The organism is Streptomyces virginiae, from assembly GCF_041432505.1.
GTDB lineage: Bacteria > Actinomycetota > Actinomycetes > Streptomycetales > Streptomycetaceae > Streptomyces > Streptomyces virginiae_A.
This window is the reverse complement of sequence record NZ_CP107871.1, coordinates 3,385,926-3,407,081: the sequence shown is the minus strand read 5'-3', so window position 1 is coordinate 3,407,081 and position 21,156 is coordinate 3,385,926. Positions and strand designations below refer to the sequence as shown.

The window sequence follows — 21,156 nt, the reverse complement described above, 5'->3', positions numbered from 1 at the left end:
TTCCTGGTTCCACATCCGCCCGAAGATCACGACGACGGGTTGAGGTGACGGGGCGACCGGGCCCCGGGCCTTCCCTACGGCCGCCAGGACACCCGATGCTCGGCCAGATGGGCCAGGACCGAGTGGTTCGCCTCCCAACCGTCCGGGAATTTGACCGTCACGCCCAACTGCACCGGCTCCGTGGACGGATGGTCGTCCAGCAACTCCGCGATGCCCGCCCGGGCCACCACCACGCACGCGTGCCGGTGCCGGGACGCCAGCACGCACAGCCGGCCCGTCTCCAGATGGAACGCCGTCGCGTCCGGGCGGCCCGACAGCGGGTGCAGGACCACCGTGAGGTCGTACTCGCGGCCCTGCAACCGGTTCGCGGTGTCCACCGTCACCCCCGTGACCCCCAGCACGGCCAACGCCGCGCGGACCGCGGCCGCCTGATCGCGATGAGCCGTACCCACCGCGATCCGGTCCGCCGTCAGCGGAGCCGGCGCCGGGGACTGCTCGTCCGAGGTCACCGCCCCGCGGTCCAACGCCCGGCGGACCACCAGGGCCACCGCCCGCACCGCCTCCGGGTCCGTACGCGGCGTGTGCCGCGCCGGCAGCTCCAGCAGGCCCCAACCCGCCTCCGCCGCCTCGTCCAGCACCCGATCCGGCCCCGACCCGTCCGACGGCACCCCGTACGTCAGCCGCCGCTCACCCGGGCCCGTACCGCTGCGGAACTGCGTGTACGGGTAGAAGGCGCGCGAGACCAGCGGCGCCGCCGTCGCCGGGAGCCGCCACGACACCGGCAGCCGGTGCTGCGGCAGCTGCGGATTGTGCGCCAGCAGCGTGCTCACCGCCGAAGCCGAAGGGTCGTAGGACAACCCCGCCCACTGCTCCGCACCCACCACGCTGAACGGATCCAACTGCCCCGGATCGCCAACGAACAGCGCCCGCTCGAACAGCCCGGCCACGGCCAACAGCGCGTCCGAACGCATCTGGTACGCCTCGTCGACGATGGCGTGCTCCCAAGGCTCCACATCCTTGACGAACGCCCACTTCGCCGCCGTGGAGATGGTGATCGGCAGCTCCGCCAGGTCCTTCGGCTTGGCCGACAACGTGACCGAGGGCAGCTCGCGCAGCGCCGGATCGTAGGCATCCCCGTCACTGCTGTGCAACCGGCCGACCTTCAACTCCGGGTCCTTGTCGGCGAGACGCAGCACCAGGTCGTCGACCTGCGCGTTGGTCTGCGCCACCACCATCAGCCGGCGGCCGGCCGCGGCCAGCTCCCGGGCCGCCCGGACCACGAGCGTCGACTTGCCCGCGCCCGGCGGCGAGTCGACGACCACACCCCGCTCGGTCCCGTGCAAGGTGTCGGCCAGGATCGCGGCGGTCGCCCGGGCGGCCGCCGCACCCGGGTCGAAGGAAGCGGTCGTGGTCACAGCAGGTCCTCGTCGGTCACGGAGTCGGGCAGGGGAAGGGCGCCGGCCGCCGATCCCGGCGGGCCGCCGTGCGTCCACGGGGTCTGCTCGGGCTCAGGAAGCTTCGGGCCGCCCCGCGCGTCGTGCTCGAAGAGCGTCCAGCACAGCCGATCACCCTTCTCCGGAACGGACCCCGGCTCCGGGTCCCGGCCGCGGCCCATCTTGTCGAGGAGCCGCAGCACCAGCCGCCCGTCCTCCTCGAAACGAACGAACTGCGCACTCTGCGGACGCCCGTCCAGCGAACGGAACACCTTCCCACCACCCTCGTCGGCGAGCTGCGGCCGGTCCTCCGTCACCACCGTCACCAACGGGCGCGGACTCGGCCGCTTCGACTCCGTCCACTCCATCACCACCTCGGTGACCTCACCGGCGAAAGCCTCGCCGGCGAACCGCCGACCCGCCATCACCAGCGGGTCGTCCAAGGCCTCCTGCGCGTCGAGCCGCACCTGCTCCGTCTCCCGCGTGGCCAGCTTCTGGGCCGCCGTCACCGCGTCGTCGCGGCGCGGCTGCGGCGGCTCGCCCGCCCGCACCCGGTCCCGGTGCCCCGTGTAGGACCAGCGGTCGCGCGTCCAGCGCTCCTCCGCGCGCTCGCCCGGCGGCAGGGCGCGCAGCAGGTCGATCGCCTCCCAGGTCCTCCTCCAGGTGCCCGACAGCTGGGACTCCACCAGCCGGCGCACCTCCCGCTCGGCCGCCCGGACATGCCGGTCGTCGTCCCCGAGCCCGGCCGCCAGGTCCGTACGCGCGGCGTCGTACCGGGCGATGGCCGGAGCCAGCAGCTTGTTGTCGAAGGCCGGGTCGGTCGCCGGACCGGCGGGCGGACACACCAACTGGCCGTCCCCGTCCCGACCCAGCTCGGCCCGGTGGGCCTCCTCGGCACCCGACCGGCCCTCGGGCGGAGCGATCCACCCCAGCAGCGCGCCCAGGTGCTGGTCCTCCAGATTGCTCTGGCCGGTGGCCCAGTGCCGGGACAGCAGGTCCGTCGCCGAGAGCAGCATCGAGGAACCGGGCACCCGCGAACGCTCGGCGAGATGCGTGAACCAGCGCCCGAGCAGCGGCACCTGCGAAGGCGCCGGATACGGATTCTCCGGATCCTCCTCGGCGGTGCGCCGGAAGCGCATCGAGCGCCCCAGCAGCCGTACGTACTCCACACCCGCCCGGCTCGGCACGATCAGCTGCGGCGCGTCCACGCACAGCTCGGTCTCCACCTTGACCCGCTTGCCCGTCTCCGGATCGGTCTCGCTGCGCTCCGCCGGCTCCACGACGTCCGCGTACGCGTCGATGTGCGCCAGCACCTCCACGGCCAGATCCGCGAGGAAGGCCCAACGGCGGTCCCGGTCGCGCGGCTGGGGTATCACGAACAGCCGCGGCTCGTGCCGATCGGTGCCCACCATCGCGCCGAGCGGGGCACCCGCCTCACCGGCCGTGGTCAGCGGCACGAAAACCATCGGGCGCTCGCTCAGATGGCGGTGCCGCACGGTCGCGAGCGGCTGGGCGCGCCCCGCGCGTACGGCCTCCAGCCGGGCCAGGGTGCTCAGCAGGGGCATGCGGGGGTCTCCGGGGAGGGGTGCGGCGGACGGACGGCGGCCGGCTCCAAGGCCTCGGCGCGCAGCCGGGCGGCCCGGTGCAGCGCGGCGGCGGTCGGATCCTCGGCACAGCCGGTCCCGGCGGCCGCAGCGAGGGCGGCCTCGACGGTGGTCAGCGCGCCCAGCTCACCGCGGACCGACCGGCCCAGCGCGGTGACCTGGTCGGCGGAACGGGCCCGGTCACGGCAGTGGAAGGCCAGCTCACACGCGGCCAGGCACTCGGGGGCGTAGGCGGCGTCCACCGCTGAGACGGCCTCCACGAGCTCCTCGGCGGTCCGGGTCGCCGGGTCGAAGCTGAGACCCTCGGGCAGCGCGGCGGCCAGCTCCTCGACGCGGGTCAGCCGATCCAGCTGGCGGCGGGTCACCGAGCGCTCGCGACGGATGTCGACGGGGGCGGCGGTGGGCAGGTTGGAGAAGTCCTTCGGGCAGACCAGCAGCACGGTGTGCCCCACCTCGGCGCCGGGCAGTTTCCCGGCGGTCCGCTCCAGGGCCAGTACGTAGACGGCGGCCTGCCGGGCGGCGGCGCCCACCTTCGCGGCGTCGGCGGCGCCGTCGATCATCGGGAACGACTTGATCTCCACGACGGTCCAGCGGCCGTCGGGATGGACGACGACGGCGTCGGGCTCCAGATAGGCCGGGGAACCGGCCACCTCCAGAGCCAGCATCGGATGGTCCAGCAGCGTCCAGTCCTTCGCCGACGTGGCCTCGCGCAGCGCGAGCGCGGTCCGGGCCGCACGGCCCTCGGGCCCGGCGGCGGTCAGATCGGGCACGCGGGCACCGGCACCGGGCGGCTCGGCGGCGGGCGCCAGATGCGCGTGCACCAGCCGCAGCAGCTCGGCCCCGCCGTCGCCCTTGACCTTGGCCTCGAAGGAGTTCCCGCGGACTATGGCGAACTGCGACTGCCCGAAGGCGGCGGGCGAGCCGAGCGCCGTGGCCAAGGCGGTCTTGTCCACACCGGCACCGTCGAGCAGAGCGCGTCTGCCACAGCCGGGATTGGCGGCGAGGGCCGCCAGTGCCCGGGCGTCGAGCGGACGGGGCGGCACGGCGGGGCCGCGCAGACCGGCGAGCCGCTGCCGCAGAGACGTCGGCTGCGCGGGGCTGCTGGGCGGGTAGGAGCTCACCCGCGGAAGTGTCCCATCCGCCACTGACAATCGTGGACGGAGTACGGAAACCGGTGGTGGGGACCGGTGCCCCGCGGTGCCCGGCTGTTGGATGATGGACGGAATCGACTCGACCGGGAGAACTCACATGGCCCCCCGCATCCTGCTGGCCCGCCACGGCCAGACGGCGTGGTCCCAGCTCGGCAAGCACACGGGACGCACGGACGTGCCGATGCTGGAGGAGGGCAGGCTGGGCGCGAAACTGCTCGGCGAGCGACTGGCCCGGGACCCCTGGCGGGGACTGCCGGGCGTCGAGGTCCGCACCAGCCCGCTGGTGCGGGCGAGCGAGAGCTGCGACCTGGCGGGCTTCGGGGCGCGGGCCGAGCCGTGGGACGCGCTGATGGAGTGGAACTACGGCGAGTACGAGGGCATGACCCCGGCCGAGATCCAGGCCGTGCGGCCGGGCTGGCTCATCTGGCGCGACGGGGTCCCGGGCGGCGAGTCCGTGGCGGACGTCGCGGCGCGGGCGGACGAGGTCGTGGCGTGGGCGCGGGCGGCGGAGCGGGACGTGCTGGTCTTCGCGCACGGCCACATCCTGCGCACGCTGGCCGCCCGCTGGCTGGGCTTCGAAGCCTCCTTCGGCGCCCGCATCCGCCTGGAGCCGACCTCCCTGTCGGTCCTGGGCTGGGCGTACGGCGCGCCGGCACTGGAACGCTGGAACGACACCGGTCACTTGGACGTGTAGTCCCGACGGTGTGCGGTTCGGCCCTGCCCCTTGCCGGGCGGGGCGCCTCAATCGCCGGCGAGGCTTGATGTGGCGGGCTTGTCGGTAGGGGGTCGGGGCGGGGGGCCGGGGCGGGGTGTCTCCTCGGCTCGCGCCTTACTGGCATGTCTCGGTTGTGGGGCGGGGTTGCGCGCTCGTCCTGCGGGGACACCCCGCCCCGTCCCCCCACCCCTCAGGCCGTCGTAGCCCACAGGGGGGCGGGAGTCGTGCTGTCGAAGCCCTGGCGTGGGGCGGGGACGCGCAGGAGGGTCCCCGCAGGACGAGGCGCGACCTGGGCCGCCTTGCCGAGACATGGCCGCACGCGCCGAGCCGAGGAGACCCTCGTGCGGGGCCCCGCACCACCCGCACCATCAAGCCCCGCCGGCGTTTGAGGCGCCGCCCCGGGCGCAGCCCGAGTCCAGCTGAACACCACCGAGCCGCCCGCAGGGCACCCGCAGGGCACCGCAAACGTCACACCGTGACATGGCGGGTCAGGAACGCCGCGACCCGAGGGGAGCGTTGGTGGGGGATGAGGGTTCCGGCCGTTTTCGCCAGCATCGAGCGGATGCGGGTGGACTGGACCTCGGCCAGGAGGTCCAGTACGCGGCCCCCCGCCCACGCGGCCTCGTCCGGGGCCCCCGCGCGGGCCAGGTCGCCGGCCAGTTCGGCGGTGTAGAGGGCCACGTTGCGGGCGAAGTGGGGGTCCTGCAGGTCGGCGGCGCGGCGGGCGTGTCGGGCCGCGCGGGCGTGCTCGCCGAGGGCGGACCAGCAGCGTGCTTCGAGGGATTCCAGTTCGGCCTGGCCGAAGAAGGACATCCACTCGGGGTCGGCGTCCGACTCGCCGCGGGAGAACTCCGTGTGCGCCCGGGCCAGCGCCTCCTCGCAGGCCTTGCGGTCGGCCAGTCCCGCCCAGCCGCCCGCCTCCCGCAGCGCGAGCAGGGACAGCAGTCGGGGGGAGCCGAGGGAGCGGGCGGCGCGGCGGCCCGCCTGGGCGGCGCGGACCGCCTCGCGGGAGCGGCCGCAGTCCCGGGCCAGGAAGGCCATGTTGCTGAAGGCGTGCGCTTCCAGGCCCGCGTCCCGCGCGACCCGGGCCGTCGCCAGGGCTTCGGCGTAGTGCGAGCGGGCGTCGTCGAAGCGGCCCGAGTCGTGGGCGAGCCAGCCGACCGAGACGGCCAGCTCGCCGGCGCCCGAGTGGAGCCGGTCCTCGGTGGACTGCCGGGTGGCTCCCGCGTCGAGCAGTGCGTAGGCGGTGCGCAGGGGTTCGGCGGCCCGCCGGTACAGGGCGTCGGCGCCGTGCCGGTCGTCCAGCAGGCGGATCTGGCGTACCGCGTCCTCGACGGCGGCGGCTTCGGACTCGCCGGCGCGGGAGGGGAGCCGGCGGGTGTCGCCGAGCAGGGTGAGGCTGAGCGTCGCGGCCGCCACGGTCGCGGAGCCGCCCGCCATGAACGCGCGACGCAGCACGTCGCTCTCCTTGGCACTGGAAGGGGATCGGTGGAGGGGGAGGGAGAGGGGAGCGCGTCGGCCCGAGCGGCCGCGGACGCTCTCGCGGGGGGAGAAGCCGAGGTCGGCCAGGGTGCGGCCGGGGAACATATGGAGGAAGACCCGCTCGTAGGCGTAGTTGGGGCAGCGGATCTCGCCGGACTCGACCCGGCCGATGTAGCGCGCGTCGCAGGAAACCGTTTCTCCGATTTCCTTCGCGGCCCGGCGTACCAGGGCCGCGAACTCGGCCGGGGAGTGCTGCCCGCGCAGTCGCCGGAAGGTGGAGTTGGGTGAGTGGGGGGACGCCGCCATGGACGTGACCTCTCTGGCAAGGAACGCAGTGCCGGTGCTGTGACGTGGGGGTCCGGCGCGCATGAACGTACCGCCAGCGAGGGGGTGTTCATGCAATGTTTGGCTACAAAACGGATATCTCACCCGCGATCCGCCATGAACTGCCATCCTTTGCGGGCTCTTGCCACCGCACCCGTTGACGTTCCCGTGCGTTGAACCCATGCGGATACGGATCGAGGAGGGGTTCCCTTGGTGGAGGGCGGCATGGAGAGCACTGGAACGAATACCGCGTCCGAGCTCGGCGCGGCCCCGGACCTGGACCTGGTGACCGTTCCCACGCGGCAGGGGCTGGAGGCGGTGGACATCATCCGCCGGGCCGCCAGTCAGGCCGGTGGGGTCGGGCCGGTTCTGCACGACGGGTCCGGCGACACCCTCGGCTTCCTCGTCCCGTCCGGTACGGCCGACGCGTGGGACCTGCCGGGCAGTGCGTGTACGCAGACCAACGGGCGCGGTGTGCGCTTCGGGGACGCCGCCTCGCCGGCCGCGGGCGCCACCGGCTGGCTGCTGCCGCCGGAGGCCGTCGGGCCGGTCACGGACCCGGACGTGCTGCGTGCGGCGCTGGGCGAGGCGGCCCGGCTGATCGAGGCCGCGGACAACTGCCGCTGACCGGTCACAATGGGGTGGTGGCAGGCAAGGACAGGAACAAGGGCAAGCAGCGCGGCCGGGGCGGCGCCGAGGCGGTCGTCGGGCAGGTGGACGGCGGCCGGGCGGAGCTGGAGCCGGACCGGGAGCGGGCCGATGCCTGGACCCTGCTGATCGACGGGGCCCCGCAGTCGCACGTGGACCTGGCCGATCCCGGGTACCTGGATTTCGCGTACCAGCGGCGGATCGGCCACCTGATCGACCTCGTCGCGCCCGCCCGGCAGCCCTTGAACGTGGTGCATCTGGGCGGCGGCGCCTTCACCCTGGCCCGTTACACCGCCGCCTCCCGGCCCCGCTCCACCCAGCAGGTGGTGGAGATCGACGCCGCCCTGGTGGCCTTCGTACGGGAACACCTGCCGCTGGATCCGCAGGCGCGGGTCCGGGTCCGGGCGGTGGACGCGCGGGCGGGTCTGGCGAAGGTTCCGGACGGCTGGGCGGACCTGGTGATCGCGGACGTGTTCAGCGGGGCGCGTACCCCGGCGCACCTGACGAGCGCCGAGTTCCTGGACGACGTACGCCGTGCCCTCGCGCCCACCGGGTGGTACGTGGCCAATCTGGCGGACGGTCCGCCGCTGACGCATCTGCGGGGCCAGATCGCGACGGCCGCGTCCCGCTTCGCGGAGCTGGCGCTGGCCGCCGATCCGGTGGTGTGGCGGGGGAAACGGTTCGGCAACGCGGTCCTGGTGGCGGCCGACCGGGAACTGCCCGTCGCGGAGTTCACCCGCCGGGTCGCGAGCGACCCGCACCCGGGCCGCGTCGAGCACGGCCGGGCCCTCGCGGACTTCGCGGGCGGCGCGGCCCCGGTCGCGGACGCCTCCGCGGTGGCCTCGCCGCAGCCGCCGCCCTCGGTCTTCCGGTAGCGGCTCCGCCGGTCAGGGGTCGACGAGTTCCACCATCGGCGGGTGGTCGTGCCAGGTGCAGAAGACCGACACCTCGCGGCCGTCCCGGGTGAAGGTGACCCGGATCCAGAAGTCCTGCTTCCAGACCTGCATCCGCCAACCGGCCGCCGGTGTGGCCGAGACCAGCTCGGCGGAGGACGCGCCCAGGGAGAAGACCACCCGGCCGCCGGACACCGGATAGGCCTGCACCTTGCCCGCGTCCGCCTCCTGGCCGTCGGGCCGCCGGTACGGGTCCGGACCGGCGGCCGGCTTCGAGGACTTCTCCGGAGAGGGCCCGGCGGTCGGCGACGCCTGCGGTGTGGGTGACTCCGAGGGCGACGGGGACGCGGACGGCGAGGGGGACGGGGACGCCTGCGCGCTGTGCGTCGACGAGGACAGGGGATGCGAGGTCAGGGGTACCGCGAGCGGTGGATCGTAGGCCGTTCCCGACATGACGGTGTGCACGCCCCACCACGACAGCGTCACCGCCGCGCCGGTCGCCAGCATCCAGGCCATGGCATGGAGAAGTCCTCGTCGCATCAGAGCACATACTGCACCACCCGCCCCAAGAGTGGCCCGACACCCCGCTGAGTCGCTCGGATGGACTACCGTGCGGGCCATGGCAAGTGTGCTCGTGGTCGAGGACGACCAGTTCGTACGTTCCGCCCTCATCCGGCACCTGACCGAGGCCTCGCACACCGTGCGGAGCGTCGGCACGGCCTTGGAGGCCCTGCGCGAGGTCGCGCACCACCGCTTCGACGTGGTCATCCTCGACCTCGGACTGCCCGACCTGGACGGGTCCGAGGCGCTCAAGATGCTGCGCGGCATCACCGACGTACCTGTGATCATCGCCACCGCGCGCGACGACGAGGCGGAGATCGTCCGGCTGCTCAACGACGGCGCCGACGACTACCTGACCAAACCCTTCTCCGTGGAGCACCTCTCCGCCCGGATGTCCGCCGTCCTGCGCCGGGCCCGCGCCGCCGCCGGCGCCGAGCCGCCCTCGCGGGTCCTGCGCGTCGGCGGTCTCGCCATCGACCCGCTGCGCCGCCAGGCCGAGCTCGACGGGGCCGTACTGGACCTCACCCGACGGGAGTTCGACCTGCTGGCCTTCCTCGCCGGGCGGCCCGGGGTGGTCGTGGCCCGGCGCGAACTGCTCGCCGAGGTCTGGCAGCAGTCGTACGGCGACGACCAGACCATCGACGTCCACCTGTCCTGGCTGCGCCGCAAGCTCGGCGAGACCGCCGCCCGGCCGCGCTACCTGCACACGCTGCGGGGGGTCGGGGTCAAGCTGGAGCCGCCCCGGTGAGCGCGCGATGAGATGGGCGCTCGTCAAGGTGTGCCTGGCGGTCACGGCCATGGTGGTCGTGGCCTTCGCCGTCCCCCTCGGCCTCGTCGTCCAGGAGATGGCCAGCGACCGGGCCTTCTCCAACGCCGAGCGGCAGGCCGCCAGCATCGGGCCGACGCTGTCCATCACCACCGACCCCGTGCAGCTGCAGAAGGCCGTGGAGTCCACGCAGATGGGCGCCGCCCGGCGGATGGCCGTCCACGTGCCCGCGATCGGCGACAGCCCGCGGGTGGACATCGGCCGGGGCCGGGCCGGCGAGCGCGCCGTCACGGAGACCCGCCGGATGGGACGGGCCACGACGGCGAAGGTCTCGGGCGGCGGCTCGGCACTGCTCCAGCCGACCGCGCTCGGGTCCGGGGACATCGCCGTGGTGGAGATCTTCGTACCGGAGAGCGAGGTCAGCAACGGCGTCGCGACGGCCTGGCTGGTGCTCGCGGGCGTCGGGCTGGCCCTGATCGTCGGCTCGGTCGGGGTTGCCGACCGGCTCGGCGCCCGGCTGGTCCGGCCGGCCGAACGGCTCGCGGACGCCGCCCACCAGCTCGGTGAGGGCAGGCTCGGCGCGCGGGTGCCCGAGGACGGGCCGAAGGAACTCCGGTCGGCGGCCGCCGCGTTCAACGCCATGGCGGACCAGGTCGTCGAGCTCCTCGCCAACGAGCGGGAACTGGCCGCCGACCTCTCGCACCGGCTGCGGACCCCACTGACCGTGCTGCGGCTCAACACGGCCTCGCTCGGCGACGGTCCGGCCGCCGAACAGACCCGGGCCGCCGTGGAGCAGCTGGAGCGCGAGGTCGACACGATCATCCGTACCGCCCGGGAGCAGCGCCCGGCCACCGGCCCCGGATCGGGGGCGGGCGCGGGCTGCGACGCCTCCGAGGTGATCCGCGACCGGATGGACTTCTGGTCGGCGCTCGCGGAGGACGAGGGCCGCGAGGTGCGGCTCGCGGGCGTGGACCGTACGGTACGGATCCCTGTGGCGCGGCCCGAACTCGCCGCGGCCCTCGACGCCATGCTCGGCAACGTCTTCCGGCACACCCCCGAGGGCACCCCCTTCTCGGTGGACGTCCACGACGCGGGCGACGCCGTCATCGTGCTCGTCTCGGACGCCGGCCCCGGCATCGCCGACCCGGACGCGGCCCTGCGCCGCGGCAACGACGGCGGCCGCGACGGGTCGACGGGACTGGGCCTGGACATCGTGCGGCGGGTCGCCGAGTCGACCGGCGGCGACGTGCGGCTGGGCCGCTCGGTGCTCGGCGGGACCGAGGTCCGGGTCTGGATCGGCCTGGACGGCCGGAGCCTGGGCGGCCCCGGCGCGGGGCGCGCCGGGCGCGGCCGACGCGGCAACCGACGTAACCGGGGGCGCGCCTAGCAGGCGCGATGTCGCCGTCTCGGTACGGTCCGCGGCATGGACACCCTCATCTTCGGCGGGCTCCTCGCCACGCTGGTCGCCCTGTACCGGGGCGCGTCCCGGACCGTCGTGCTCGGTGCGTGGTGGGCGGTGCTGATCGCCGTCACCCTGCTGACGGCCCACCACATCACCAGCGGTCTCGCGCTGAAGCTGAGCTACTGACCGTGGCCGCGACGATGCACAGCCTCGTGCCGGACGCCCCGCCGGAGAGCGGTCTGCTGGGCCGGGCCCAGTACTGGTTCGCCTGCTTCTTCGCCTTCGGCTGGACGTGTGTCGTCCTGGGCGGCCTCTACCACCAGTTCGGGCTGGGGCAGATCCCGTGCCCGCTGTGCGTCGCGCAGCGGATGTTCATGGTGCTGGCGGCCCTGGGCGCGGCGTACATCATCCGCGCGGCGCTGATCAGCGGCACCGTGACGGCCCGCGTCTACATGACGGGCTGGGGGATGTCGCTGGTCGCGGCGATCGGGGGCTCCTTCGCGTCCTGGCGGCAGACCACGCTGCACATCCTGCCGGGGGCCAAGGGGTACGGGAGCGAGGTGTTCGGCCTGCACCTGTACGTGTGGGCGTGGATCCTCTTCCAGCTCTCGGTGGTCGGCGTCGGTGTCGCCCTGGCCTTCGCCCATGTGACGGCCGACCGTGCGGTCCCGGCGGTCCGGCCGGGGGCCCTGCGGACGGCGGGCATGTGCGCGCTGTGGTTCCTGGGCATGGTGATCGCGGTGGACCTGCTGGCGGTGTTCCTGGAGGAGGGCCTCCACTGGTTCCTCCCGGACGCCCCGGACCGGTACCGGTTCTTCTACGATCTCGGGATCCTGGGTTGACCGGGCTTCGCGTGAAGGGACTTCCGCAGTGCGCTTCGCAGTCTTCGGCACCGGCACGGTGGGTCGTACGGTGGCCGCAAAGCTCGTCTCCCTGGGGCACGACGTACGCGTGGGCACCCGGGCCCCCGCCGCCACACTGGCCCGGACCGAACCGGCCGGTACCGGAGCCCCGGTCACTCCGTACGCCGTCTGGCAGGCCGAGCATCCCCGGGTGGGGCTCGCGACCTTCGCGGAGGCCGCCCGCTCGGCCGAGGTCCTCGTCAACGCCACCGGTGGTCGGGTCAGCGTCGACGTGCTGAGCTCGGTGGGCGCCGAGCACCTGGACGGCAAGGTGCTCATCGACCTCGCCAACCCGCTGGACTTCTCGGGCGGGTGGCCGCCCGTGCTCGACCCGGGCAACAGCGACAGCCTGGGCGAGCTGCTCCAGCGGACCTTCCCGGGCGTGCGGGTGGTCAAGACCCTGAACACCATGAACTGCGCGGTGATGGTCGACCCGGCCCGGGTGGCCGGCGACCACAACGTCTTCCTGTCCGGGGACGACGAGGAGGCCAAGGCGAGCGTGCGCGAGCTGCTGCGCTCCTTCGGGTGGCCGGAGGCGAACATCCTCGACCTCGGCGGGATCGGGACCGCGCGGGGTGTGGAGATGCTGCTGCCGATCTGGTTGTCGCTGACGGGGCGGCTGGGGCACGCCGACTTCAACTTCCACGTCCAGGGCGCCTGACGGCGCTCCGGGCCCCGGCCCGGACGGGGGCGCATATGTTGCCGCGCCCCCGGCCCGCGCGGAGGGTGGGCGTGACGGAAGGAGCCACGCATGAGAGTCATGCTCAGGGCGCACATGGACACGGCCGCCACCAACGAGGGCATCAAGACCGGCGCCCTGCCCCTGGCGATCACGACCCTGATGGAGCGGGTGAAGCCGGAGGCCGCCTACTTCGGCCTGCACGAGGGGGTGCGCTCCTGCTGGATGGTCTTCGACCTGCAGGACAGCGCGCAGATGCCGCCGCTGATGGAGGACCTGTTCCTGCAGTTCAACGCCGAGGTCGAGGTCGCTCCGGTGATGAACGCCGAGGAGCTGGCGAGGGGCCTGGCGGCGATGGGGAACCGGTCCTGAACCCGTCCTGAGCGGCCCCGCTACTGCACGCTGAACCCGTGCGGGTGGGACGGTTCGCGGGGGCAGGCGAAGACGTTCAGCTTGCTGTGGTTGCCGACGACGACCCCGGTCGGGCTCATCGGTCCGTCCTCCAGCGGGATCCAGCTCCTCCGGTCCGCCTGCCACTCGGTCGTCGCGACGGTCAGCAGCAGCTCCATCGGGCAGCCGCAGGCCTCGCAGTCCATGGTTCCGGGCCCGGTGAGGTTCCAGGCCGCGTGCCCGCCGACCTTCCAGCCCGGGGCGACGGACAGATCGCACTGGTAGGTCGGCAGCAAGGGCTCGCCGCCGTCCTCCCCCGCCTCCTCCTCGGCCTCGTAGGCGGCCTCCTCCTGGGCGTCCTCCCACTCCTCGACCGCCGCTCCCAGCTCCCCGGTGAGCAGCTCGATGTACGGGTACTCGGTGATCCGCTCCGGGTGCAGCACGCAGGGCTCGGGCAGGTACCCGTCGAAGCCGACGGCTCCCGGCGCCGGTAGATCGGCCGTCGGCTCGCGGACCTCGGCCGCCCGCCGCCACCGCAGATGCGTGTACATGCCGTATCCGGTGGGCCCGTGGGCGTCGAAGGGGCACCAGAACACCTGCAGCAGATCGCAGCCGTCCGGGCCGGCCGGCAGGTCCGGCACGTCCCGGGCGTGGAGCTGGGCCAGGGCGACCAGCGGCAGCGGTCCCGGTCCGGGGGCGCGCCGGTGCGGGGTCGTGCACACCGGCCAGGGCTCGTCGGCGGGCCACAGCATCGGCCCTCCTACGTGGCTGTCGTGCGGGCCGGGCGTGCCGGGGCGCGGGTGCAGCCGGGTCGCGGTGCGGCGGTGGGCGGCCAGGTCCGGGAAGAGGGACTCCACGTCCAGGGGGCGCGGGGGCGTGGTGCGGCCGGGTCGGTGGTCACTCGCGCGCATCGTCGTCTCCGGTGGTGGGGCTCTCGGCGAGGGAGTCGATCCAGCGTTCCAGGCGGCGGGCTTCGACGGTCATCAGGTCAGGGTCGCGGAAGGTGTTGGTGAGCAGCGAGATGCCCTGGTAGGAGGCGATCAGGGCGACCGCCGGCTCGCGGGCGTCGGGGTGGCCCATCGCGCGGAACTGCTGCTCGACCCAGTCGAGGAGGGCCCGCATGACGGTGGCGATCGACCGGTCGAGTCCGTCGGCGCGCTTGTCGAGTTCGGAGGCGAGGGTGCCGGTGGGGCAGCCGTACCTGGCGGTGAGCTCGCGCCGTTCGACCCAGCCGGCCAGCAGGGCCTTCAACCGGTCGGCGGGGGTGGGGAGTTCGTCGAGCGCGGCGATCATCGCCCGGAGGTTCTCGGCGTGCGCGTCGATCGCGGCCTCGACGAGATCGTCCTTGGTCTTGAAGTAGTAGTAGACGTTGCCCACCGGGACCTCGGCCGCCTGGGCGATGTCCGCGAGCGTGGTCTGGGCGACGCCCTGGGCGTGCAGGACCTGCGCCGCGGCGGTCGCCAGCCGCTCCCGCTTGCCGGACGTCCGCCGGACCTTCTTTGAGTCAGTCACCTGACTGACTCTAGACGAGTGATCGCGAGGGGGCTATGGTCGTGAGTAAGTCAGCCGACTAACTCACCAAGGGGAACATCATGATCGTCGTCACGGGTGCGACCGGGAACGTGGGACAGGAACTCGTACGGATCCTCGTGGACCGAGGCGAGCGCGTCACCGCCGTCTCCCGACGGCCGGCGCACATGCCAGAAGGGGCCCGCCACCACCAGGGCGACCTCGCCGACCCGCAGAGCCTCGGCCCCGCGCTCGAAGGGGCCGACGCGCTGTTCCTGCTCGTCGCCGGCGAGGACCCGCGGGGCATCCTGGAGCGGGCCGCGACCGCGGGGATCCGCCGGGTCGTCCTGCTCTCGTCCCAGGGCGTCGGGACCCGCCCGGAGGTGTACGCCCACCCCGCGCGGTTCGAGGACGCCGTCCGCCGCAGCGGCCTGGAGTGGACGATCCTGCGCTCCGGCGGCCTCGACTCCAACGCCTACGCCTGGGCCGAGAGCATCCGTACCCACCGCACGGCCGCCGCGCCGTTCGGCGACGTCGGGCTCCCGACCGTCGACCCGGCCGACATCGCCGAGGTCGCGGCCGTGGCCCTGCGCGAGCCGGGCCACGCGGGCCGGACCTACGAGCTCAACGGGCCCGCCCCGGTCACCCCGAGGGAGCGGGCCGAGGCGATCGGCGCGGCCCTGGGCGAGCCCGTCCGCTTCGTCGAACAGACCCGGGAGGAGGCCCGCGCCCAGATGCTGACCTTCATGCCCGAGCCGGTCGTGGAGGGCACCCTCGCGATCCTCGGCGAACCCCTGCCCGCCGAACAGGAGCCGAGCCCCGCCGTGCGCGAGATCCTCGGCCGGGCGCCGCGCCCCTTCGCGGACTGGGCTGCCCGCTCGGCCCCGGCCTTCCGCTAGCCCAACCCGTCCAGGCCGGTCTCCTCCCCGTAGGTGAGGAAGCTCCCCTTGCGGGCCAGGCGGGCGTACCAGTGGGCGCTGGAGCGGGGGGTGCGGGCCTGGGTCTCGTAGTCGACCTGCACGATGCCGAAGCGCTTGCTGTACCCGTAGGACCACTCGAAGTTGTCCATCAGCGACCACAGGAAGTAGCCCTCCACCGGGGCGCCGTCCGCCAAGGCGCGGTGGACGGAGGAGAGATGGGCCTCCAGATAGCCGATGCGCTGCGGGTCGTGCAGGTCCGGGGCGTACGCGGCGCCGTTCTCGGTGACCAGCAACGGCAGCCCGGGCGCCTCCCGGGTGAAGCCCATCAGCAGGTCGTACAGGCCGGTGGGGTCGATCGACCAGCCCATGTCGGTCCGCTCGCCCGGAGGTTGGTGGAAGGCGACCGAATCCGCCGCGGGCCAGGGGGAGTGCGCCGTGGCCCCGTGCCCGTCGGCGCGCGGGCCGGCCCCGTCGGGGGCGGCCGAGACCACCGCCGGGGTGTAGTAGTTCACCCCCAGGAAGTCCAGCGGCTGGTGGATCAGCGCCTCGTCGCCGTGGCGGACGAAGGACCAGTCCGTCACGGAGGCGGTGTCCGCGAGCAGGTCCTGCGGGTAGGCCCCGTGCAGCAGCGGGCCGGTGAACACCCGGTTGGCCAGCGCGTCGATCCGGCGGGCCGCGTCCGCGTCGGCCGCCGAGCCGGTCAGCGGCCGCACCGCGCTGGGGTTGAGCGCGATACCGGCCCGGGCCCCGGCCGGCAGGGTCGCCGCGGCCAGTCCGTGGGCCAGGTTGAGGTGGTGGGCGGCGCGCAGCGAATCGGCGGGGGAGGTGCGGCCGGGCGCGTGCACCCCCGAGGCGTAGCCGAGGAAGGCGCTGCACCAGGGCTCGTTGAGGGTGGTCCAGAGGTCCACCCGGTCGGCCAGCGCCGCCGTGACCTGCTCGGCGTACCGGGCGAAGGCATAGGCCGTCTCCCGCTCGGGCCAACCGCCCGCGCTCTCCAGCTCCTGCGGCAGGTCCCAGTGGTACAGGGTCACGCAGGGCCGGATCCCGTACGAGAGCAGCTCGTCGACCAGTGCGTCGTAGAAGCCGATCCCGCCGGCGAGGACCCGTGGCCAGGACACCGAGAACCGGTAGGCGCCGAGCCCGAGCGAGGCCATCAGGCGGACGTCCTCCCGCCACAGCCGGTGGTGGTCGACGGCGACGTCGCCCGTGTCGCCGCCGTGCACCTTGCCCGGCGTACGGCAGAAGGTGTCCCAGATGGACGGCCCGCGCAGGCTCGCGGCCCCCTCGATCTGGAAGGCCGCCGTGGCCGTTCCCCACAGGAACCCGTCGGGGAAGCGCAGTTCCCGCGCGCCGGCGTCCGTGTGCGGGTCCGCGCCGCCGGCTTCGACGTTCGTGTTCGTGTGCGTCATCCCTTGACCGCTCCTTGCATGATGCCGCCGACGATCTGCCGGCCGAAGACGAGGAACACCAGCAGCAGCGGGAGCGTGCCCAGCAGCGCACCCGCCATGATCACCGACTGGTCGGGGATGTAACCCCGGCCCAGTCCGGTCAGAGCCACCTGCACCGTCGGGCTGCCGTTCTGCGTCAGCGCGACGATCGGCCAGAAGAAGTCGTTCCAGGCCATGACGAAGGTCAGCATCCCCAGCACGGCCATCGCGGGCCGGGCGGCCGGGAACACCACGTGCCACAGCACCCGCAGCGAACTCGCCCCGTCCGTGCGCGCCGCTTCCACCAGCTCCATCGGCAGCGCGTGCACCAGGTACTGGCGCATGAAGAAGACCCCGAACGCACCCACCAGCGTCGGCAGGATCACCGCCTGGAGCCGGTCGGTCCACGACAGCTTCGCGATCAGCATGTACAGCGGCACCACGCTCAGCTGCGGCGGGATCAGCATCGTCGCGATCACCAGCGCCAGCAGCGGCCGACTGCCGCGGAAGCGCAGCTTGGCGAAGGCGAACCCGGCGAGGGTGGAGAAGAACACGGTGCCCGCGGCGACCGTGCCCGCCACGATCACCGTGTTCAGCAGGGCGGTGCCCATGTTGGCGTCGGTCCACGCGACCTGGAGGTTGCGTCCCAGATTCCCGCCGAACCAGAACGGCGGCGGGGTCTGCGCCAGTCGCGTATTGCTCCGGGAGGCCGCGATCGCCGTCCACACCAGGGGGAAGAGCGAGCCGGCCGTGAACAGGGCCAGCACCACGTACGTGAGCCGGCCCGCGCGCAGTGCCCTCATCGGGTCTCCTTCCGTCCGCGCAGCAGCCGCGCCGCCCCGGCGATCAGCAGCAGGATCAGGAACATCGCCCACGCGATCGCCGAGGCCCGCCCGAGGTGCAGGTTCACCCAGCCCTGCTCGTACAGGTACAGCCCGAGCGTCTGGAACTGGTGGTCGGAGCCGCCCGTCGCGCCCGCCCCGCCGTTGAACAGCAGCGGCTCGCCGAACAGTTGGGTCGCCCCGATCGTCGACACCACACAGGTGAAGAAGATCGTCGGCCGCAGCGAGGGCACCGTGACGTGCAGGAACTGCTGGAAGCGCGAGGCCCCGTCCAGCGCGGCGGACTCGTACAGCTCCGCCGGCACGGCCTGCATGGCCGCCAGGTAGATCAGCGCGTTGTAGCCGGTCCACCGCCAGATCACGATGGTGGAGACCGCGAACTGGGAGGCGAAGGTGCCGTTCTGCCAGTCGACCGCGTCGAAACCGACCGTCGACAGCGCCCAGTTGACCATCCCGTAGTCCCGGCCGAAGAGCAGCACGAAGACGAGCGTGGCCGCCGCCACCGAGGTCGCGTACGGGGTGAGCACCGCGACCCGGAAGAAGGCGGAGCCCCGCAGCCGGTAGTTGAGCAGATGGGCCAGGCCCAGCGCGATCGCCAGCTGCGGCACCGTGGACAGCAACCCGATGGTCACCGTGTTGCGGAGCGCGTTCCAGAAGAACTCGTCGTCCCACAGCCGGGTGAAGTTGCGCAGCCCCACCCACGTCATGCTGTCGGGATCGGTCAGCTCCACCTGGTGCAGCGAGGCCCAGCCCGTGTAGAGCAGCGGGAACAGTCCGAAGGCGGCGAAGAAGAGGAAGAAGGGCGCCACGAAGGCGTACGGGCTCCAGCGCAGGTCCCAGCGGTAGCGGCGCGAGCGCCACACCTGGCCCGGCCGGCTCCGGCCGCCCCCTTCCGCCGCCGGCCGCTCCGGGCCGACGGCGGAAGGGGACAGGACAGCCGTCTCGTCCGTCACCGGTGCCTCACTGGTCCAAGGCGTTGTCGATCGCCTTCACCGCGGCCTCCCAGCCCTCCTGCGGGCTGCGGCCCTTCTGGTCGACCTGGAGCATCCCGATGTCCGCCAGGTTCTGCGCGATCACCAGGTCCTTCGGGCCTACCGCCGCCACCGGCACGGCCTCGGCCGCCTTCGCGAAGATCTCGCCGATCGGCGCGCCGCCGAAGTACGCGTGCTGCGCGCCCGACACGGTCGGCAGCTTGTACGCGGCGCTCGCGCTCGGGAAACTTCCCCGCTTCTCGAAGAGCTTCGCCTGCTGCGCCGGGGCCGTCAGCCAGGCCGCCAGCTTCGCGGCCGCCTCGGCCTGCTTGCCCGCCTTCGGCACCACCAGGAAGGACCCGCCCCAGTTGCTGGGCTTCGGCGCCTGCGCCACGTCCCACTTGTCCTTGCCCGCCGGGCCCGCCTTGTCCTGGATGTAGCCGAGCATCCAGGCCGGGCAGGAGATGGTGGCGAAGTTGCCGTTGGAGAAGCCCTGGTCCCAGGCCGGGGTGAACTGCTGCAGCTTGGCGCTCAGCCCGTCGGTGGCGAAGGAGGCCGCCAGGTCGAAGGCCCCGCGCACCGCCGGGTTGGTCTTGTAGACGACCTTGCCCTGGTCGTCGTAGAACCGCTGGGCGCTGCTGCCGGTCACCGCCGCCATCACACCCGACGCCGAGTCCACGAAGGCCTTCCCCTCGCCGGCCTTCGCCTTGTACGTCCGGCCCACCTCCAGGTACTTGTTCCAGTCGCCCGCCCACAGCGCCCCGACCGCCGCCCGGTCGCTGGGCAGCCCGGCCGCCTCGAAGAGGTCCTTGCGGTAGCAGATGCCCTGCGGGCCGATGTCCGTACCGAGGCCGACCGTGGCCCCGCCCTTGGCCGCGCTCGCCGTGCCCTGGGCCCACTTCCAGGGCAGGTAGGCGGCCTTGTCCACGCCGGGGGCCTTGCCCAGGTCCACCAGCTTGTCGGCCTGGGTGGCGGTGATCTCGGCGATGTTGTTGACCTCGACGGCCTGGATGTCGGCGAGCCCGCTGCCCGTGCCCAGGTGGGTGAGGAGCTGGGGGTAGTAGTTCTCGTTCCGCTCGATGGAGGTCTGCTCGATGCGGATCCCGGGATTCTGCGCCATGTACTCGTCGTAGAGCCCGGCCTCCTTGAGGCCGAAGGCCCCGAAGACGCCGACGGTGAGGGTGGTCGTGGCGCCGCCGGAGGCGCCGGAGGTCGGGGCGCCCTTCCCGGAGTCCTCCTCGGGGTCCTGGGCGCACCCCGCGAGCAACAGGGCGGCCGCCCCGAGCGCGGTGACGGTCATGAGGGTTCTTCGGGCTCGGGCTCGGGTTGGGACGCTCATGGGCTTCCTCCCTGAAGGACGGAACGTGCCAGGTGTCGTGTGACACAGTGTGGGAGCGCTCCCACAGTCGTCAAGAGGTAGATTCACAACCGGGAGGAAGTCATGAACGGGCACGGGCGCAGTGGGGGACGACCGACCCTGGAGGAGGTCGCGGCGCGCGCCGGAGTCGGGCGCGGCACGGCCTCCCGGGTGATCAACGGATCCTCCAAGGTCAGCGAGCACACCAGGGTCGCCGTCGAGGCGGCCGTGGCCGAGCTGGGGTACGTACCGAACCGCGCCGCGCGGGCCCTCGCGGCCAACCGCACGGACGCCATCGCCCTGGTGATCCCCGAGCCCGAGGCCCGCTTCTTCGCCGAGCCCTACTTCTCCGAAGTGGTCCGCGGGGTCGGCGCCGAGCTCGCCGACACCGAGGTCCAGCTCGTCCTCACCCTGGCGGGCAGCGACCGGGAGCGCCGCCGCCTCGCCCAGTACCTGTCCGGGCACCGCGTCGACGGGGTGCTGCTCGTCTCCGTCCACGCCGGGGACCCGCTGCCGGAGCTGCTGGCCGAGCTGGGCATCCCGACGGTGATCAGCGGGCGCCGGTCCGCCGGCGAGACCCTGCCCTGCGTGGACTCCGACAACCTGGCGGGCGCTGCCGAGGCCGTACGCCACCTCCTCGACCGGGGTCGGCGCACCATCGCCACGATCACCGGCCCGCTGGACGTGTACGGGGCCCAGTGCCGCCTCGACGGCTACCGGCAGGCCCTGGCGGCCGCCGGTCGTCCCGTCGACGAGCGGTTGATCGCGGTCGGCGACTTCACCGAGGAGGGTGGCCGGCGGGCCATGCGCGAGCTGCTGGAGCGCCACCCCGGACTCGACGCGGTCTTCGCCGCCTCGGACGTCATGGCGGCGGGCGCCGGGCGGGAGCTGCGCGCGGCCGGCCGCCGGATTCCGCAGGACGTGGCGCTGGTCGGCTTCGACGACTCGGTGGTGGCCCGGCACATGGACCCGCCGCTGACCAGCGTGCGGCAGCCGATCGAGGAGATGGGGCGGACCATGACGCGGATGCTGCTGGGGAGGATCGCCGGGGAGGCGGGCGAGGCGGCAGCCGTGCTGCCGAACCGGCTGGTGGTTCGGGAGTCGTCCTGACGGGCCGGGCCGGGACTGGCGGGGCCGGGCGGGTCCGCCCGGCGGCAGGTCCCGCTCATGCAGAAGGCCC

The 21,156-nt window shown here is 73.4% G+C and carries 22 protein-coding genes; 11 read left to right on the top strand and 11 right to left on the bottom strand.

The genetic code is table 11. The features are described from left to right. Nucleotides 1-74 precede the first annotated feature (74 nt). The 3 genes from OG624_RS15905 to OG624_RS15895 are packed head-to-tail and all read right to left on the bottom strand — an operon-like array spanning nt 75 to nt 4,158. Complete coding sequence (locus tag OG624_RS15905) at nt 75-1,415, bottom strand: AAA domain-containing protein (protein ID WP_033224807.1); 1,341 nt, start codon at nt 1,413-1,415, stop codon at nt 75-77. Next, complete coding sequence (locus OG624_RS15900; protein WP_033224808.1) at nt 1,412-2,998, bottom strand: hypothetical protein; 1,587 nt, start codon at nt 2,996-2,998, stop codon at nt 1,412-1,414. The genes OG624_RS15905 and OG624_RS15900 overlap by 4 nt, the downstream gene beginning before the upstream one ends. Further along, nucleotides 2,986-4,158 carry a hypothetical protein gene (locus OG624_RS15895; RefSeq protein ID WP_244290957.1) on the bottom strand — a complete coding sequence of 391 codons (1,173 nt, stop codon included), beginning with the start codon at nt 4,156-4,158 and terminating at the stop codon, nt 2,986-2,988. The genes OG624_RS15900 and OG624_RS15895 overlap by 13 nt, the downstream gene beginning before the upstream one ends. A 127-nt stretch (nt 4,159-4,285) precedes the next feature. Between OG624_RS15895 and OG624_RS15890 the strand changes: the two genes are divergently transcribed. Beyond that, nucleotides 4,286-4,882 carry a histidine phosphatase family protein gene (locus OG624_RS15890; protein WP_030728763.1) on the top strand — a complete coding sequence of 199 codons (597 nt, stop codon included), beginning with the start codon at nt 4,286-4,288 and terminating at the stop codon, nt 4,880-4,882. Between the two features lie 489 nt (nt 4,883-5,371). On the opposite strand, the gene OG624_RS15885 is transcribed toward OG624_RS15890, so the two are convergent. Further along, nucleotides 5,372-6,691 (bottom strand): tetratricopeptide repeat protein, encoded by a 1,320-nt coding sequence (locus OG624_RS15885; RefSeq protein ID WP_371639517.1) that lies wholly within the window; start codon nt 6,689-6,691, stop codon nt 5,372-5,374. A 243-nt stretch (nt 6,692-6,934) separates the two neighbouring features. Between OG624_RS15885 and OG624_RS15880 the strand changes: the two genes are divergently transcribed. Both OG624_RS15880 and OG624_RS15875 read left to right on the top strand, forming a co-directional pair. Further along, a complete protein-coding gene (locus tag OG624_RS15880) occupies nt 6,935-7,336 on the top strand; it encodes a hypothetical protein (RefSeq protein WP_352164509.1) in 402 nt (133 codons plus the stop codon). Nucleotides 7,337-7,353: 17 nt separating this feature from the next. Then, nucleotides 7,354-8,232, top strand: a complete 879-nt coding sequence (locus OG624_RS15875) for a spermidine synthase (RefSeq protein ID WP_033222449.1) — start codon at nt 7,354-7,356, stop codon at nt 8,230-8,232. A gap of 12 nt (nt 8,233-8,244) precedes the next feature. Here the strand turns inward: OG624_RS15875 and OG624_RS15870 are convergent, their stop codons facing one another. After that, entirely contained in the window at nt 8,245-8,790 is a 546-nt protein-coding gene (locus OG624_RS15870; RefSeq protein ID WP_161292789.1) for a hypothetical protein, read from the bottom strand. 79 nt (nt 8,791-8,869) lie between these two features. Between OG624_RS15870 and OG624_RS15865 the strand changes: the two genes are divergently transcribed. From OG624_RS15865 to OG624_RS15840, 6 genes are all read left to right on the top strand, one after another. Further along, the gene (locus tag OG624_RS15865) at nt 8,870-9,559 is read left to right on the top strand and encodes a response regulator transcription factor (protein WP_030010722.1); all 690 of its coding nucleotides are present in this window, start codon (nt 8,870-8,872) and stop codon (nt 9,557-9,559) included. Nucleotides 9,560-9,566: 7 nt separating this feature from the next. Beyond that, nucleotides 9,567-10,964, top strand: a complete 1,398-nt coding sequence (locus OG624_RS15860; RefSeq protein WP_033222406.1) for a sensor histidine kinase — start codon at nt 9,567-9,569, stop codon at nt 10,962-10,964. 36 nt (nt 10,965-11,000) lie between these two features. After that, entirely contained in the window at nt 11,001-11,165 is a 165-nt protein-coding gene (locus OG624_RS15855; RefSeq protein ID WP_167745558.1) for a DUF5993 family protein, read from the top strand. A 2-nt stretch (nt 11,166-11,167) separates the two neighbouring features. After that, on the top strand, nt 11,168-11,821 hold the full coding sequence (locus OG624_RS15850; protein WP_078909408.1) for a disulfide bond formation protein B: 654 nt from the start codon (nt 11,168-11,170) through the stop codon (nt 11,819-11,821). 28 nt (nt 11,822-11,849) lie between these two features. Continuing rightward, the gene (locus OG624_RS15845) at nt 11,850-12,542 is read left to right on the top strand and encodes an NADPH-dependent F420 reductase (protein ID WP_033222404.1); all 693 of its coding nucleotides are present in this window, start codon (nt 11,850-11,852) and stop codon (nt 12,540-12,542) included. 90 nt (nt 12,543-12,632) lie between these two features. Further along, the gene (locus OG624_RS15840; protein ID WP_078909407.1) at nt 12,633-12,932 is read left to right on the top strand and encodes a hypothetical protein; all 300 of its coding nucleotides are present in this window, start codon (nt 12,633-12,635) and stop codon (nt 12,930-12,932) included. 20 nt (nt 12,933-12,952) lie between these two features. On the opposite strand, the gene OG624_RS15835 is transcribed toward OG624_RS15840, so the two are convergent. Together OG624_RS15835 and OG624_RS15830 are read right to left on the bottom strand one after the other, a co-directional pair. After that, complete coding sequence (locus tag OG624_RS15835) at nt 12,953-13,861, bottom strand: hypothetical protein (protein ID WP_371639516.1); 909 nt, start codon at nt 13,859-13,861, stop codon at nt 12,953-12,955. Further along, on the bottom strand, nt 13,848-14,462 hold the full coding sequence (locus OG624_RS15830; RefSeq protein WP_033222397.1) for a TetR/AcrR family transcriptional regulator: 615 nt from the start codon (nt 14,460-14,462) through the stop codon (nt 13,848-13,850). Before OG624_RS15830 ends, OG624_RS15835 begins: the two co-directional genes overlap by 14 nt. Before the next feature lie 80 nt (nt 14,463-14,542). Between OG624_RS15830 and OG624_RS15825 the strand changes: the two genes are divergently transcribed. Next, a complete protein-coding gene (locus OG624_RS15825; RefSeq protein WP_371639515.1) occupies nt 14,543-15,358 on the top strand; it encodes an SDR family oxidoreductase in 816 nt (271 codons plus the stop codon). On the opposite strand, the gene OG624_RS15820 is transcribed toward OG624_RS15825, so the two are convergent. Genes OG624_RS15820 through OG624_RS15805 form a run of 4 tightly spaced genes read right to left on the bottom strand, consistent with a single transcriptional unit; the run spans nt 15,355 to nt 19,919 of the window. Beyond that, entirely contained in the window at nt 15,355-16,788 is a 1,434-nt protein-coding gene (locus OG624_RS15820; protein WP_051763434.1) for a GH1 family beta-glucosidase, read from the bottom strand. The genes OG624_RS15825 and OG624_RS15820 overlap by 4 nt on opposite strands. Continuing rightward, nucleotides 16,785-17,609 (bottom strand): carbohydrate ABC transporter permease, encoded by an 825-nt coding sequence (locus OG624_RS15815; RefSeq protein ID WP_078909406.1) that lies wholly within the window; start codon nt 17,607-17,609, stop codon nt 16,785-16,787. The genes OG624_RS15820 and OG624_RS15815 overlap by 4 nt, the downstream gene beginning before the upstream one ends. Continuing rightward, nucleotides 17,606-18,601, bottom strand: a complete 996-nt coding sequence (locus tag OG624_RS15810; protein WP_033222391.1) for a carbohydrate ABC transporter permease — start codon at nt 18,599-18,601, stop codon at nt 17,606-17,608. Before OG624_RS15810 ends, OG624_RS15815 begins: the two co-directional genes overlap by 4 nt. Before the next feature lie 7 nt (nt 18,602-18,608). Beyond that, entirely contained in the window at nt 18,609-19,919 is a 1,311-nt protein-coding gene (locus tag OG624_RS15805) for an ABC transporter substrate-binding protein (RefSeq protein WP_202507000.1), read from the bottom strand. Between the two features lie 141 nt (nt 19,920-20,060). On the opposite strand from OG624_RS15805, the gene OG624_RS15800 reads away from it, so the two are divergent. After that, nucleotides 20,061-21,086, top strand: a complete 1,026-nt coding sequence (locus OG624_RS15800) for a LacI family DNA-binding transcriptional regulator (protein WP_352164504.1) — start codon at nt 20,061-20,063, stop codon at nt 21,084-21,086. Nucleotides 21,087-21,156 lie beyond the last annotated feature (70 nt).